The organism is Actinocrinis sp. (genome assembly GCF_035650855.1).
Classification (GTDB): Bacteria; Actinomycetota; Actinomycetes; order Streptomycetales; family Catenulisporaceae; genus Actinocrinis.
This window is the reverse complement of sequence record NZ_DASRGV010000402.1, coordinates 1-15701: the sequence shown is the minus strand read 5'-3', so window position 1 is coordinate 15701 and position 15701 is coordinate 1. Positions and strand designations below refer to the sequence as shown.

The 15701-nt window shown below is 72.0% G+C and carries 9 protein-coding genes; 4 read left to right on the top strand and 5 right to left on the bottom strand.

Annotated features, from left to right (window positions below; all coding sequences use genetic code 11):
- The 3 genes from VFB40_RS28440 to VFB40_RS28430 all read left to right on the top strand — a co-directional run.
- Positions 1-688: tetratricopeptide repeat protein (locus tag VFB40_RS28440; protein WP_324856147.1), on the top strand; the 688-nt coding region annotated here is incomplete at its 5' end.
- A gap of 32 nt (positions 689-720) precedes the next feature.
- Positions 721-1449: a VOC family protein gene (locus tag VFB40_RS28435; protein ID WP_324856145.1), complete on the top strand. Its 729-nt coding sequence runs from the start codon at positions 721-723 to the stop codon at positions 1447-1449.
- 119 nt (positions 1450-1568) lie between these two features.
- Positions 1569-1985 carry a hypothetical protein gene (locus VFB40_RS28430; RefSeq protein WP_324856143.1) on the top strand — a complete coding sequence of 139 codons (417 nt, stop codon included), beginning with the start codon at positions 1569-1571 and terminating at the stop codon, positions 1983-1985.
- A 12-nt stretch (positions 1986-1997) separates the two neighbouring features.
- Here the strand turns inward: VFB40_RS28430 and VFB40_RS28425 are convergent, their stop codons facing one another.
- The 3 genes from VFB40_RS28425 to VFB40_RS28415 all read right to left on the bottom strand — a co-directional run bounded on the left by VFB40_RS28425 (position 1998) and on the right by VFB40_RS28415 (position 6521).
- Positions 1998-3626: a serine/threonine protein kinase gene (locus VFB40_RS28425; RefSeq protein ID WP_324856141.1), complete on the bottom strand. Its 1629-nt coding sequence runs from the start codon at positions 3624-3626 to the stop codon at positions 1998-2000.
- The gene (locus tag VFB40_RS28420) at positions 3623-4399 is read right to left on the bottom strand and encodes a serine/threonine protein kinase (protein ID WP_414642166.1); all 777 of its coding nucleotides are present in this window, start codon (positions 4397-4399) and stop codon (positions 3623-3625) included. The genes VFB40_RS28425 and VFB40_RS28420 overlap by 4 nt, the downstream gene beginning before the upstream one ends.
- 364 nt (positions 4400-4763) lie before the next feature.
- Positions 4764-6521: an AMP-binding protein gene (locus VFB40_RS28415; RefSeq protein ID WP_324856139.1), complete on the bottom strand. Its 1758-nt coding sequence runs from the start codon at positions 6519-6521 to the stop codon at positions 4764-4766.
- A 217-nt stretch (positions 6522-6738) separates the two neighbouring features.
- Between VFB40_RS28415 and VFB40_RS28410 the strand changes: the two genes are divergently transcribed.
- A complete protein-coding gene (locus tag VFB40_RS28410; RefSeq protein WP_324856137.1) occupies positions 6739-7524 on the top strand; it encodes a 4'-phosphopantetheinyl transferase family protein in 786 nt (261 codons plus the stop codon).
- Here the strand turns inward: VFB40_RS28410 and VFB40_RS28405 are convergent.
- On the bottom strand, positions 7475-13006 hold the full coding sequence (locus VFB40_RS28405; RefSeq protein ID WP_324856135.1) for an ATP-binding protein: 5532 nt from the start codon (positions 13004-13006) through the stop codon (positions 7475-7477). The two genes, VFB40_RS28410 and VFB40_RS28405, sit on opposite strands and share 50 nt — an antisense overlap.
- A partial coding sequence (locus VFB40_RS28400) for an SDR family NAD(P)-dependent oxidoreductase (RefSeq protein ID WP_324856133.1) occupies positions 13007-15701 on the bottom strand: 2695 nt, incomplete at its 5' end.

Sequence of the window (15701 nt, the reverse complement as noted above, 5' to 3'; positions counted from 1 at the left end):
CGAGACAGCGCTCGAACACTACCGGTGGCTCGGCGATCTCCTCGGGCAGGCCAACGTCCTCAACTCCCTGGGCCCCGTGCGCGTCATGACCGGCGACAATCGGCAGGCGATGCGCGACTTCGAGCAAGCCCGCGACCTCTTCCGCGAGCTGGGCTACCGCCAGGGCCACGCCAGTGCGCTGACATCGCTGGGAGCGGCGCGACTGCGCGTCGGCGACCACGAGGGCGCGATCGAGGATCTGCTCAAGTCCCTCGAACTGCTCCAAGAACTCGCCTATCGCCAAGGCCGGGCCAACGCGCTCGCCCTGCTCGGCGCGGCGCGGTGCCTGAGCGGCGACGTCCCAAGTGCGTTTCAGAACCTTGAGCAGGCTCTCGCTCTCTTCCGCGAGCTCGGCAGCCGCGACGGCGAGGCCTTCGCGCTGAACCACTACGCCGCGGTGTTCGGCTCAACCGGTGACTATGCTCGGGCACTGCGCCTCTATCGCGATGCGCTGCGCCTTGCGCGCGACGTTGAGATGCCCGACGAGCAGGCGCACGCCCTGGAAGGGATCGGCGAGTGCCTGCTGAGCGCCGGCGACGTGCCCGGCGGCATCGACCATCTCAACCAGGCGACCGATATCTACAAACGGCTCGGCATGGCCGACCTGGAGCGGGTCGAGGAACGGCTCGCGGCGCTCGACCCGCTGTGACCGCTCGGCAGCGGTGGGAATGGAGATGCGGGATGTCCCTCGACCTCGTCGCGTTGTGCGTCGGCGCGCACGACCCACTCCGGCTCGCGCGCTTTTGGGCCGGGCTCCTGAACTGGCAGACGGCCGACGATCCGCTCCAGGGCGTCGCGCTGCTGCCGAGCGACGACACCGGGTTCCGTGTCCGCTTCGTCCTCGACGCAGAGGAGAAGAAGAAGCAGAACCAGATGCACTTCGACCTGACCAGCACATCCCTTGAGGACCAGCAGTGCACCGTGGCCAGGGCGCTCGACCTCGGCGGGCGGCACCTGGACATCGGACAAGGCCCGGATGCTCGCCATGTCGTGATGGCGGACCCCGAGGGCAACGAGTTCTGCGTCATCGAGCCGGACAACGCGTTCCTCGCCGAGTGCGGGTTCGTCGGAGCGCTTGCCTGCGACGGTTCACAGCAGGTCGGGTATTTCTGGAACCGAGCCCTGGACTGGCCGCTGGTCTGGGACCAGGACCAGGAGACCGCGATCCGCTCGCCGCGCGGCGGCCCGAAGATCACCTGGGGCGGCCCGCCGGTGCCGCCGAAGGCCGGCCGGAACCGGCTGCGCTTCGACCTCGCCCCGTCCGCCGGCGGCGACCAGCAGGCGGAGGCCGGCCGGCTGCTCTCCCTCGGCGCGACTCGGCTCGACGACGGCCCCGGTGGCTGTAGCCAGGCGCTGGCGATGGCCGACCCCGCCGGCAATGAGTTCTGCCTGTGGCCCGCTCGCTCGTGACGCGGCGCTGGTGGAGGCGGCCCTGAGAGCTCGCAGGCTGTGGAAGCGGCGCCGGCCGTCCACGATGTGAGTGGCTGGTCGAGGGGTGCCCGCCGGGTGTCTGCGAAAGGAAGTCGACGATGAGTGTGCGTTCATTGACACGTGTGGTGGCCGCCACGGCTGCTCTCGGGGGAGCAGTCGCCGCGGTGGGCGGTGTGGCAGGTCCGGCGTCTGCCGCGACCGTCCGGCCGGCGACCGTTCGACCGCACGCCGCCGACTACCGGGTCTGGGCGACCAACGTCAACATCCGCGAGAGCACCTGGGACCCGGCCACGTGCGCCCTTTCCCCGTCGGTCGCCAACTGCCCCGACATCCAGGGGCAGGCGCAGCCCGGTCACGACATATACGTTCTCTGCCAGCGCGCCGGCCAGACCGTCGGCGGAAACCCGTACTGGGTCAACGTCCAGGACAACACCAACGGGGCCATCGGCTGGATGGCGAGCTACTACATCGACTATCCCGACAACCGGCTGCCGAACGTTCCGGACTGCGCGTAGCAGCCAAGTGCGTCAGTGCTCGAACTCCGTGGCGTATTCGATCGCCGCCGCGGCGAACTTCGTCGCCGAGGCCGGAACGCCCTTCGCCCGGATGACCGCCATGTCGCTCGTGTCGTAGCCGGCGGCGAGCAGGGTGGCCCGGTCACCGGGGATCGCGGCGGCCGTGAACCGCCCGTCGAGCCAGCACAGGAAGCGGGCGACGGCGGGGATCGCGTCATTCGGGTTCATGTAGTCCTGCTGCGGCGCGTTCGCCCAGGCGTGGAAGACCGCGGGCGTCCAGCCGGCGATGCCGAACGAGGCGGTCTGCGGGCTGGAGAAGTTCGGGTCGAAGTTGCTCTCGGCCTTGAGGATCCCGGCGATCAGCGCCGGAGTCACCGCCGGCGCGGCGCAGAGGTTCGCCGCGCCGTTGATGATGCTGCGGTATTCGAAGGGCACGTCCGCGTGCTCGCTCAGGCTTCCGGCCGCTATCGCCGTCGCCGTCGCGCCGGCGTGCGGTGTCTCGGGAGTGCCGTCGCCGGTCAGCCACCAGGCGGTGCCGCCTGCGGCGAGGGCCACGATGGCGGCTGCGGAAACCAGGACGCGCATGCGGCGGCGGGGCGGGCGCGCGCTGGCATCGGAGCCGGTCCCGGATGCGGACGCGGTTTCGGCGTCGGACTCGGACTCGGCCCCGGACGTTGCCCCAGCGTCGGACCCGGCACCGGAATCGGCACCTGACCTGGAGTACGCGCCGCCGCTCCGAATCGCCTCGGCGCCCTCAAGCACGTCGGTGATCGCGACTTGGCTGCGGACGGTCGGGTCCGGCGTCAAGCAGTCGATGATCAGTTCCCGCCACGTGGCGGGGATCCGGTCGTCGAGCCGGAGCTGTGCCGTACCGCGCGCGTACGCCTGCACGGCGAAGGCGCGAGCGTGCGAGCTGGTGCCGGGGAAGGGGTACAGGCCGCCGGTGAGCACCTGGTGCGCCAGCACCCCGAACGCCCACACGTCGGCGCTCGGCCGCTGCGGGATGCCGCGCTCGCCGACGCGCTCCGACCACCACTCCGGCGGCAGATAGTCGGAGGAACCGATGCGCGGAACGTAGGCGTGCGTGCCCTCGACGCGAGCCGTGAGCCCGAAGTCCGCAAGGCGCACCGACCCGTCCGCCATGAGCAGCACGTTGCCGGGCTTCAGATCGCCGTGGATCCAGCCGCGCGAATGCATCTCGGCGATGGCCCGGCACACCTCGACCAGGATCCGCTCGGCCTCCGGCAGCGCGACGCCCGCCGTCGCGTGCACCAGCAGTTCCCGGAGACTGGTCTGCGCGCGGTCCATGACCAGCACGACCGCGCCGTCGAGGTTCGGGTCCTCGGGGTCGCGCAGGGTGAGCACGGCCCGGGTGCGGATCAGGTTGGCGTGATCGGCCAGCTGGCTGAACTCGGTCTCGCGCTCCACGATCTCGCCGAGCAGCGACCGCTGGGCCGGGGCGAGCCGGGCCGGGGGCAGGAACTTCAGCGCCACCGGACCGTCCTGCGGATCGGCCGGTTCGCCCGAGTAGACGCTGCCCCAGCCGCCGTCGCCCAGCAGCTGCCCGACCAGCCAGCGGTCGACCCGGTATCCGGCCGGCACGGTCACCGGCAGCGGGCGCTCGTCCTCGGTCTCGGTCACTGCGCGCGGCCCGCGGGGCGCCGGGCCGGCAGCATCGAGAGCTGCTCCTCGCGCACCAGATTGAACCGCAGTGCCATGGCGACCACGGCCTCCCGTTTCCAGTCGAGGCGCGCCAGCTCCTCGGTGCCGGTGCGCTCGCGCACCCTGAGCTTGCTGGCGGCCAGGTAGTCGATGTGGTAGTTCACGGCCGAGGGCGTCATCTCGGCGCAGTCCGGGAGCGGCCGCAGCCGGGCGGCCACCTCGCCGACGTTCGGGATGGCCACGCTCGACGGGTCGCGCAGCCGGGGCTCGCAGAGCGCGAGCAGCACGAGGAAGTACTTCGCCGTCGGGTCGAGGGCGAACGGCATGACCGTGTACTCGCCGGCGGCGCGGCTCGACCCCGGCGCCAGATACGTGTGCTGCGGCGCGAAGACCCGCAGCTGCACGAACCCGGCGGTCAGCGGCAGCAGGATCCGGGACAGCTCGAAGGGGATGGGCGCGCCGAGCCGGCCGGGGGCGACCTTGACGTACTCGCCGGCCCCTTCCAGGTTCTCCACCACGTACGTCGTCGAGCGGCTCAGGTTCGAGAGCCGCCAGTGGTCCTCGACCGCCGCGATCTCGCCGGCGTGGCGGGAGACGCCCTCGCCGGTGATCTCGATGTCCGTCGCGCGTTCGGGTGATCCGCGGCCGAAGCTGGCCACGTCGCCCGGTCCGAGCGACAGCAGCCGCGGCGACTCGGGGAAGCCGCCGGGGTCCGCTCCCGAATCCGGAAGTTGCACAATCAACGTGTCCACTGTGCCCCCGTGTCTGGCTGCCCGAAATGTGCCGTAACGACGCCCCGTGGGTTCGTAGTGTAACGCAGCCTTCTTGTCCGTGCCGCGAACCGGGCGCAAATGTGACAAGTGGCTGATAACGCAAACCGGACGCTCGGGGCGGCTCCGTGTGGGTGGGTCGTCCCAGCCTGGAATGCGGCCAGCACATTGCACGGGAAGTCGGGGGCTGAGGAACCGGCCAGTATGAGAGCGCTCTCAGTGGCTGTATGCAAGTCCCCTTCGCCGCGCCGAGGAGCGGGCGTAACGGCGTGCGTCCCCGTCCGCCGCAGTCACCAGACAGCATCTCGCGAACGGCGTTGGAGTTCAGGGAGCTGCCAAATACACCTCAGCCGCGGCGGCCCGACTCGTCGTAGAACTCGGCGGGTCGCGGCCCGCCGTCCGGCGGCCGGTCGGCCTCCGCCTGCCTGAGCTGGACGCGGCGGATCTTGCCGGAGATGGTCGTCGGCAGGGTGGTGAACTCCAGGCGGCGGATGCGCTGGTACGGCGCCAGGCGCTCGCGGCAGTGCTCGAAGATGGCGCGCGCCGTGGCCTCGGTGGGCGCCCAGCCGGCCGCGAGCAGGACGAAAGCCTTGGGTACGGCCAGCCGCAGCGGATCGGGCGCGGGGACCACGGCGGCGTCGACCACTGCCTCGTGCTGCACCAGGACGCTCTCCAGCTCGAACGGGGAGATCCGGTAGTCCGAGGCCTTGAAGATGTCGTCCGCGCGGCCGACGAAGGTGATGTGCCCGTCCTCGTCGCAGGACCCGATGTCTCCGGTGTGGTAGTAACCCCCTGCTGTGACCTCGGCGGTGAGTCGCGGGTCGTCGAGGTAGCCGGCCATCAGGCCGAGCGGCGGCGGGTTGAGGTCGAGGCAGATCTCGCCCTCCCGTGCGGCACCGCCCGTGACCGGGTCGAGGAGCTTGACCCGGTAGCCGGGGGCGGGGCGGCCCATGGAGCCGGGTTTAACCGGTGACCCCGGCGTGTTTCCGACTTGCAGCGTGGTCTCGGTCTGGCCGTATCCGTCGCGGACGGTGACGCGCCATGCCCGCTGGATCTGTTCGATCACCTCAGGGTTCAGCGGTTCTCCGGCGCTCACGACGGTGCGCGGCGGGTTGCGCAGCGCCGACAGGTCGGCCTGGATGAGCATGCGCCACACGGTGGGCGGTGCGCACAGGCTCGTGACCGCGTGCTGATTCATCTGCTCCAGCAGCCAGGCCGGGTCGAACCGCGGGTAATTGCACACGAGCACGCAGGCTTCCGCGTTCCAGGGCCCGTACACGCTGCTCCAGGCGTGCTTTCCCCAGCCCGCCGAGGAAACGTTGAGGTGGACGTCGCCGGGGCGCAGGCCCAGCCAGTACATCGTGGACAGGTGCCCGACCGGGTACGAGACGTGCGTGTGCTCGACGAGCTTGGGCCGCGCGGTCGTGCCCGAGGTGAAGTAAAGCAGGAGCGTGTCATCCGCGTGGGTCACACCGTCCGGTGTGAAGTCGACCGGGGCCGTGTCGGCGTCGGCGAAGGAGATCCATCCCGGCACCGGCGGCCCGACCGCAATGTGCGTATATGTGCCCTCGATGTCGGCGAACTTGTCCTCGTCACCGCTCACCGCGATCACATGGCGCACCTCGCCGCGCTCGATGCGGTCCCGGAGATCGCGGGCCGTCAGCAGCGGGGTGGCCGGGATGAGCACGGCCCCGAGCTTCATCGCGGCCAGGATCGTCTCCCAGAGCTCCACGCGGTTGCCCATGACCACCAGGATCCGGTCGCCTCGCCGCACGCCTTGGGCGCGCAGCCAGTTGGCGACCTGGTTCGAGCGCTGGGAGAGCTGCGCGAAGGAGCGCGACAGCTGCGAACCGTCGGGCTCGATGATCCGCAGCGCGGGCGCGTCGTTGCCTTCGGCGATCACGTCGAACCAGTCCAGCGCCCAGTTGAACTCGGTCAGCGCCGGCCAGGTGAACTTCTCATATGCGCCCTCGTAGTCGTCGCGGTGTGCGAGCAGCAGGTCGCGGGCGGTGCGGAACGCCGCGGTGGTTTCGCGTTCTGGCGCCCTGCGTTCTGCGGCCCTTCGTTCCGGGGCTTCGTGGGTTGCGGCTTCGTGGTCTGACATGGTTCCCTCCGATTGCTGGAAGGCGGCGGCCGGGTCTTTCCGGCCGGACGCAACGGGCCGAACAGCAGGGGCGGATACGACCCTCGGTCCTGACCGGCCGGCTGGAATCCCGCGATAGTGGACGGGACGCCGCGGAGGGAGTCTGTCCATGAGCACTGCTGCCAGTTCCGATCGCCGGGGCGGTCCGGTTCGCGAACCGCAGCCGCGGAGCGGCCACGTGGGCGACCGGCCGGTGCTGCGCTGGCTCGCGCGCGGCGAGCAGGACCTGCCTGCGGGTGAGGACTGGCTTTCCGAGCGAGAATCCGAGGTCTGCGCGCGGATGCGCTTCACCAAGCGGCGCCGCGAATTCCAGACGGCACGATGGGCTGCCAAGCAGGCGATGGCCACGCTCCCGGGCTGCGCCGTCGCCCCGGCGCTGCTGGAGGTGCGGCACCATCCGACCGGCGCACCGGAAGCCTGGGCCGATGGCCGTCCGCTGCCGGTCGGGATCTCGCTGAGCGACCGGGCCGGATGGGCGGCGTGCCTGCTCGGCCTCGAACCCGGCGCCGTCGGCTGCGACCTGGAGTTGGTCGAACCGCGCAGCGCCGCCTTCGTGCGCGACTACTTCACCGCGGCCGAGCGGCGCTTCATCCGCGACGACGATCTGCGGGCGAATCTGCTGTGGTCGGCTAAGGAAAGCGCACTCAAGGTTCTGCGTACGGGACTGCGCAGGGACACGCGGACGGTTGAGGTGAGCGTGACCATGCCCGCCACCCGGTTCGCCGAAGCCTGCGGCTGGTGGCCGCTGACCGTGCGCGTCGACCAGGCCCGGACGTTCACCGGCTGGTGGGCGCGCTACAACGACTTCCTGCTCACCCTCGCCACGGCCACGCCGACGCCGCCCCCTGTCAGCATCGACGCGGTCGCGGCGCTCACCACCGCCACGCCCGTGCACAGCTGGCTCGACGCCCCGGTCAGCTCGGTTCGCCCTCACGTGCCATCCCTCGCTCCAACGCGTCGATGAGGTAAGGCCGTAGGTCCGAGGCCGGGATGATGCGGTCCACCGAGCCGACCCGCAGCGCTCGCTCGATCGTGTGCACGCCGTCGAATTCGGCGGCCACCTCGCCGAGCTTCTCCGCGCGCACCCGCCGCCTGACTTCCTGCAGTTGTGTGCGGGAGGCGCCGGTCACCCGCGGGTCGCGCTCGGTGCGCGCGCCGACCTCCCGGGCGAAGACCACCGCGGCTGCGGGCGCACCGCCGATCACCGACGCGAAGGAGCCGTCCAGCGCGGCGATCTCGAGCGACGGGTTGAGCCGCTTGGAGAAGACCACGAACGCGCCGCCGTGGTAGCGCGAGATCACCACGAAGACGATCGGCCCGCGGAAGTTGGTCACCGCGCGCCCGATCTCCGCGCCGTACTCCAGCTGCCAGCGGCGCATCGACTCCGGCGAGCCGTCGAACCCGGAGAGGTTGGCGAGCACCGCCAGCGGCCGGTTGCCGCTGGCCGCGTTCACCGCGCGCGCGATCTTGCGCGAGGACTGCGGGAACAGCGTGCCCGCGGTCCACGCCGGCGGGCCGTCGGCGGGCACGAAGCCGCGCCGGGTCAGCGCGTGCGACTCCAGGCCGAGCAGGCACACCGGGATGCCGCCGATGTGCGCGTCCCAGACGATGGCGGTCTCCGCGTCACGCCAGCGCCGCCAGCGCTCCAGCGGCTCGGCGTCGGCGTCGACCACCGCGCGCATGACCGAACGGGTGTCGAACGGGTTCTTGCGCTCGGGGTTGCGGTCCGCCGAGAACACCTCGCCGACGAGGGAGAAGTCCGAGCCGTCGGCCGGGTGGTGCGGCGCGAGGCGCACGTCGCGGTCGGCCGGGTCCGCCGTCGGCCGGCGGCGCGGGAACCGCTCGCCGGGCACCACATAGCAGTGTTCGTAGTGCCGCAGCAGGATGCCGCAGGCCTCTGCCACGGTGCGGGCGCCGTACTGGGCCTGGCCGTTGGGGCCCATGATGTGCTCGAGGCCGCCGATGCCGAGGTTGTCCTCGGCCGAGACGCCGCCGGAGAAGTCAAGGGCCTGCTTTCCGGTCAGCACCATCGCCCCGGTGCGCACCATGATCAGGACGCCGCGGGTGTGCATGAGCATGGTGGCCTCGGCGTTCCAGTACGGCTGCGCGCCCACGTTCACGCCGGTCACCACGACGTTGACCTCGCCGCCCGCCTGGGTGAACTCGATCAGCCCGCGCAGCACCGCGGCGATCCAGTCCATGTTCTCGGTGCCGCTGTCCATCGCGATGCGGGCTCCGGAGGAGACCGCGAACCATTCCACCGGCACGCGGAGCCGGGCCGCCAGCCGCAGGGCGGCGAGAATCCGGCGGCACTCCGGCTCGGCGAGCGCGCCCATGCCGCGGGTCGGGTCGCCGAGGATCGCCACCCGCGCCATGCCTTCGGGGACCTTGGCCGTGTAGTTGGTGACCAAGCCGACGACGACGTTCGCGCTGTTGGCTCCCGGCGGCCGGTCGACCGGCGAGAGTTCGTCGCTCTCATCGAGGTCGTGCTCGGCGAAGTCGCCGCGGGGGAACGCGCTGCGCGTTCCGCTCTGGGGACAGATCATGCGGATGAACTCGTACGGGTACGGGGCGCCGATGCGCTGCGCCCGCAGGACCTTCTGCCGGTACTGCGTCAGCGGGCTGACAGGGGCGTCCCCGGTCGGGAATTCGCGCACGAGCACTTCTTCGCCGCCCACGCCCTCCAGATGCAGCACCGCGTCGCGCAGCCGATCACCCTGCGGGATCCGCACGCGCATGACGACCTTCTCCAGGCCCACCCCGACCGCCAGCTGCGCGAACGGGCGGGCCAGTTCGCGCCACAGCTCGCGCGGCACGTCGAACGGCGGCCGCACGTAAAGCACGATGCGGTTGTTCTGCGGGCGCTTGCCGGGATCGAGCCCGACCATGGCCTGCCGCATCGCCGCCAGCGCTTGAAGGCCCATCCGCTCCAGCCGCGGCAGCGAGACGACGCGGCCGCTCTCGTCGCGCACCGCTGTCAGGTCCCTGACTTCGGCTATCGCGAAGAGCCTGACGTCGCCCGGGTTCTCCCGCGCCGTGCACCGGAACAGGAAGACGTCCTCGACGGAGGGCAGCCGCTCCACCTCGAAGTTGGCCAGGCGCCACAGCTCGATCCGCTCGGCGATCATCGGGTGCAGATTCCGGTGGAGCGCGTCCTCCTCGAACCCCGGCGCCCCGTCGCCGCGGGGCCGGAAGCTGAAGTGCTGGGTCCGGCGGTACTCCGGGGTGTCGCCGTTCTCGCTGGTCACCGTGACCTCGACGCGCCGCGGGCAGCGCCCGAAGTCGCACCTGCCCAGCGCGTCCGCGATGCGCGCGGCCATCGCGTCGGCGCTCGGCCGCAGCCCGGAACGCCAGGTGGACAGGTCGACGATGACCTCATCGTCCGGGTTCGGGCGCCCGGCCAGGTGATGCGCGACCGCCGCCGCGGCCTCCTGCAGATCGTCCAGCTCGACGAACCCGGCGACCAGGTGGAAGCGTTCGCCTTCGTGCTCGAAGTCCGCCGTGGCCAGCGCCATGCCGTCGTGCTCGTCGAAGGAGAGCGAAGTAAGGGCCCTGGTGCTGTAGAACCGGCGGAGGTAGACCTCGAGCAGCGCCTTGCGGAATGAGCCGGCGGCCTTCACCGAGCGCAGCAGCAGCCGGCCGCGCAGCGGTTGCGGACACCACACCAGCCGCTCGATGCGCCGGGCCCGTTCGGCTCCGGCGGCTTCCGCCTCCAGCGCGTCGAGATGCTCGTCCATCTCCTGGTAGAACCCTGCCAGGGACTGTTCGAGCAGCGGCTCGTCGAAGGAGCGGAAGCGCACGTCACGTGCCAGGTCGGCGACGACGCGGTGTCGCGATTGGGCCGCCGCGGCCAGCCGGTCGAGCAGGGCGCGCAGCCCGGGGCCGGCGGTGTGCGCGAGGGCGTCGTGGCGCGACAGGCGCCGCTGCAGGATCGCGGCCGCGGTCGGGGCGAGCAGATCCGCGCGCAGCACTGAGGAGTAGAGCCAGAAGACGGCGTCCTCCAGCTGCGGGCTGCGTTCCAGGCCGTGCACGCCGTATCGCGCCAGCGCCCGCTCCAGCCGGGCGATGAACCGCGGCGGCAGGTCGGCGCGCTCGGGATCCAGCCACTGCAAATACGAGAGCAGATACTCGTGCGCGCTGGCGTCCTGGCCGCCCTCGGAGCCGTTGCCGTCGTGGGCCTCAGGCTGCGGCCGATACAGGCCGCTGACATCCGCGAACAGGTCGAGGAACTCCTCCTCCGCGCGCAGCAGCGCCGCATCGTCCGCCGGCAGCGTCACGGCCAGCTCGCGCTGCGCCGCGACGACGCGCCGTACGCTCGCCTCGTCGAGGTCGAAGCCGAGCAGGTACCGGCGCAGCGCGCCATACACCGCTGCGCAGTCCCAGGTGTCGGTCTCGTCCGTGGACGCGAGTGCGGCGAAGTCGGCGAGGCCGCCGGTTCGCGCGGTGCTCGGCGCGGCCTTCTCGCGGATGCGCAGCAGCGGGGCGCCCGTCGTGACCTGCGAGCCGGCGACCACGTCCACGCCGGTGACCTGTCCGGCGAACGGCGCGGCGAGCGTCGCCTCCATCTTCATGCTCTCCAGCACGAGCAGCGGGTCGCCCTCGGCCACCTTGTCGCCGGCCGCGACCCGGACCGCGGCGACATAGGCGGGAAACTCGGCCCGCACCAGGCCGCCGTCCTCGCGGTAGACCCGGTGGGTCGCCCCGCCCGCGTCCACGAGGAAAGAAGAACCCTGCGTCACACAGACGAGCCGCCAGGTGACGCCGCCGCAGCGAACGCGCCGTTCATACGGACCCTGACGCTCGACCTCGACGTCGACGACGTCATCGCCGACCGCGACGCGATAGGCGTGTGGACCGGTGCGGAACACGTCGAGGGCGTACATGCGCCCCCGATAGCGAAGCCGGACCCGTTGGCCGACGTCTCCGGAGTGCTCCGGCCGGCCGCGCGCCGCGGCCGCGTGGAAGACCGCCGCCCTCGCCGCGTGATCGATGTCGTACGCCTCGATACCGGCCTGGATCACGGCCATCGGCTCGGGCGCGGCCAGGTGCCCGCCCTCGGCCACAAGGCCGTCGAGCCACAGGTTGTCGACGCTTCCCGCGCGCAGCTCCGGCCGGTCCAGCAGGAACCGCAGGAACAGCCGGTTCGTGGTGCCGCCGGCCACCACCACCGCGGTCTGGTCGAGCGCCCGGCGCAGCCGCGCCAGCGCCTCCTCGCGATCCCGGCCCCAGGCCACCACCTTCGCGATCATCGAGTCGAAGTCCGGGACCACCGCGTCGCCCTCGACGATTCCGGAGTCGACTCGGATGCCCGGACCGCCCGGAGGCCGCCACAGCTCGATGCGGCCGGGCGCCGCGGCGAAGCCCCGCTCGGGGTCTTCCGCGCACAGCCGGGCCTCGACCGCGTGGCCGTGCGCCGGCGGCGGCTCGCCTTCCAGCCTGCCACCGCGCGCCACGTGCAGTTGCAGCTTGACCAGATCGACTCCGGTGGTCCGCTCGGTCACCGGGTGCTCGACCTGAAGGCGGGTGTTGACTTCCAGGAAGTAGTGGCGACCGGTCCGGGTGTCCACCAGGAACTCGACGGTGCCGGCGTTGCGATAACCCGCCGCCTGGCACATCAGGATCGCGTCCTGTTTGATCGCACGTTCCGCCGCGGCGTCCAGGACCGGGGAGGCGGACTCCTCGATCACCTTCTGATGCCGCCGCTGCACGGTGCAGTCCCGCACGCCCAGCGCCCACACGGTGCCGTAGTCGTCGGCGACGATCTGCACCTCGACGTGCCGGGCCCGCGGCACCAGCCGCTCGATGAACAGCGTGGGGTCGCCGAAGGCCAGGGTCGCCTCCGCGCGGGCCGCGTCCAGCGCCTCGGCGAGCGCCTCGGGTTGACGCACGACCCTGATTCCCCGGCCGCCGCCACCGGCCGCGGCTTTCAGGAGCACCGGATAGCCGATCCGTGCGGCCTGCTCGGCCGCGTCCGCCACGCCGGCCACGTCGCTGGTCGCCCCGGGCACCACGGGCACGCCGGCCTTGACGGCCAGGCGGCGTGCCGCCAGCTTGTCGCCGAGCAGCGCGATCGTCTGGCTGTCCGGCCCGACGAAGGCGATGTCCTCCTGCTTGCAGCGGCGGGCGAAGCCCGCGTGCTCGGCGACGAAGCCCCAGCCGACCCACACCGCGTCGGCGTCGGCCCGCTTCAGCGCGGCGATCACCCGCTCCTCGTCCAGGTAAGCCGCCTTGCGCCGCCCGTCCACCGGATCGGTGAACGTGGCCGGGCCGAGCGAGACCGACTCGTCGGCGAGCCCGACGAACCAGGCGTCGGCGTCGGCCTCGGTGCGCACGATGATCGAGGTGATCCGCGTGCCTTCGTCGGCTCCCAGCTCCGCGGCCGCGTCCAGGGCGCGCTTCGCGCTCTCACCGCGGTTGAGGATCGCCAGTCGGGTGATCGCCGGCATTCAGACCACCCCGGCCAGCGAGTCCCGGACGTCGGCGGGCACCGGGTCGGGCAACGGCGTCGCCCGGTAGCCCTCGAGTCGGACGATGACACCTCCCTTGGCGTCGAGGACCGAGGCGTCGAAGTGCTCGCCGCTGCGCTGGACCCGGACGAAGGCCGGTCCTTCGGCGGCCGGCCACACCCGGACCCGGTCGACGTGGCGCGGCAGCGCGAGCTCTCCGTCCTGCGCGGCCTGGATCAGGCCCGCGGTCTGGAAGCAGAGCTCTACCAGCCGCGGCGCGGCGAGGGTGGGGGACTGCTGCGGCTCGTGGTCGGGCGGCAGCCCGTCGGCCAGCGCGGCCGCGGTGGCGCCGTCCTGCCCCCACGCGGAGGCGACGACTTGGTACGCCGGTCCGTGGAAGTAGAGCCGGTAGATGTCGGCGGCGGGCACCGCGACCGCGCTCTCGGCCCGGCGCGGCGCGCCTTCACGCTCGCTGCGCTCCGGCCGGTGCGTCAGCCGCACCTTCCCGGTGAAGTGGACGGTGCGAACCGTCACCGGCTCGTCTCCGGCCGCGTGCGGCATCGTGCGATCCGCTCCCAGCGAGCACTGCGCGATCAGGTCGGGACCGTCCGGGCGCAGCAGCGCGCGCACGGTGATCTCGCGCGGCTCGTCCCGGTAGAACTTCAGCGGCGCGAGGAACTCGACGTCCTCCACGTCCGCGACCAGCCAGTCCGGCGCGGCCAGCCGGGCGATCTCGGCGAAGGCCTCGATGCCCATGACCCCCGGCAGCACCGGCGTGCCGTCGATGCGGTGGTCGTTCAGGAACGGCTGGCCCAGCGGATCGAGCGTCGTGCGCACGGTCAGGCCGTCGGTCCCGAACGACTCGACGGTGCCGATCATCGGCCCGGCCTGCGCGGTGTCGAACCGCTCGGGCAGCACGCCGCCGGACTCGTCCGGCTGCGCGGCCAGCGCTCCGAGTGCGCCCGCGGCGACGACCTCGCCCGACTCGCCGCTCTCGGTCAGTTCGGCGCGCAGCCAGTCGATCGCGGCCTGAGCCGGCAGCTGCTCGATCCCGGCGCGCTTCATCACGGCGGGGATGGAGCCGCGCGAAGCCATGCCGATGCCCGCCCACGCGCTCCAGTCCACGGCCAGGGCCCTGATCTGCGGACCGGTGCGCCGCAGGCCGCTGACACACTTGCACAGCAGGTCGTTGGCGGCGCTGTAGTCGGTCTGGCCGGCGTTGCCGAACCGGGCGGCCACGGAGCTGAACGCGACGATGGTGCCGATCGGCAGCTCGCCGGCGCCGCGCAGCAGGTTGAACCAGCCGTCCGCCTTGACGTCGAAGACGCGGTCGAACTCGGCCGGCTCCTTGTCCGGCAGCGCGTGGCTGATCTCCATTCCGGCGGCGTGTACGAGCACGTCGACGCGCCCGGACAGCTCCCGGATGCCGGACATGGTCGCCGCGACCGCGGCCGCGTCGGTGAGGTTCACGCGGTGGTAGTGCGCGGTGCCTCCGGCCGCGCGCACCGCGTCGACGGCCTGCCGCGCGGCGTTGCGGCGCTCCTGGCGGGAGAGTTCGGCCTCGATGAGGACCGGGGTCGGGCGCTCGCCGCGCGCCTTGAGCCGCTCGGCCACCACGAGCTTGAACGCCTCGCGGTCCGCGCCGAACAGCCGCGCGTCCTCGTCGCCGTCCTCGGGGCACTCGGCCAGGTCCAGCAGGTGATAGGTGCCGGGCGCGTGCCGGGCCAGGTCGGCCACGATCGCGCTGACGATGCCGCCGGCCGCGCCGGTGACCGCGACGACCGACTCAGGGCAGAGCGCACTGCCCTCGCCGCTGCGCGGTTCCTCGGTCAGGCCGACCGTCCAGCGCATGGCGTCGGCGTGCCCGACCTCGACGCAGCCTGGGTCCTTGAGCGTTTCCTCGATCAGCGTGTCCGCGATCCACGCGGTCTTTCGGCTGCGCGGGAAGTCCACGGCCTTCACAAGGACTTCGGGCCGCTCGCGCCGGTAGGCCTTGGCGAAGCCGGTGATCGCGCCGCCCATGACGGCCTTCGCTCCCGCGTCGTCGTAGCCGTGGCGGCCGCCGAGGCGGGTGCCGGTGACGAGGAACGGCGACTGCTCGTAGAGCCCGCGCATCAGCCGGTAGAGCTGCTTGACGCGCAGGTTCAGCGCGCCGCGCCAGGTCGGCAGATCCATCGTCTCGACCGGGCCCTCGTCATCGAGCCCTGCGAGCCAGTAGACGCCCTGGACGCTCCCGGACACATCGAGCCCGGGGACATCTGGCCCGGTGCCATCGATGCCAGTGACATCGCCGGTCGCGGTCGGGGAGAGCAGCACGACCTCGCAGCCCTCCTTCTCCAGCCGCGCGACCAGCTGCTTGGCGACTCCGCCGGAATCCGGCATGACCACGACGCGGCTGCCGGAACCGAGCGTGACCCCGGTCGGCTTGCACAGGTCGAGCGCCGGGCGCACCACCGGGTGCGCCACCCGCCGCAGCACGGTCACGTCCGGCTCGGCCGCGGTCTCGGCGGTGTTGCTTTGCGCCGGCTGCTCGGGCGCCGCCGCTGCCGTCTGACGCTGCTTCACCCAGTCGATCACGTGGTTGAGGGTGGGGAAGTCGCGCAGGCGCAGGTTCTCGTCGCGTTCGAGGTGGAAGCGTTGGCGTACGGCGGCGAAGACTTCGGCTTGTTTGACGGTGTCGACGCCGAGGTCGGCT

Excerpts from the sequence above, each read along its gene's own strand:
- VFB40_RS28435 (WP_324856145.1), top strand. The coding sequence starts at position 721 with ATGTCCCTCGACCTCGTCGCGTTGTGCGTCGGCGCGCACGACCCACTC.
- VFB40_RS28430 (WP_324856143.1), top strand. The coding sequence starts at position 1,569 with ATGAGTGTGCGTTCATTGACACGTGTGGTGGCCGCCACGGCTGCTCTC.
- VFB40_RS28415 (WP_324856139.1), bottom strand. The coding sequence starts at position 6,521 with ATGTCAGACCACGAAGCCGCAACCCACGAAGCCCCGGAACGAAGGGCC.
- VFB40_RS28405 (WP_324856135.1), bottom strand. The coding sequence starts at position 13,006 with ATGCCGGCGATCACCCGACTGGCGATCCTCAACCGCGGTGAGAGCGCG.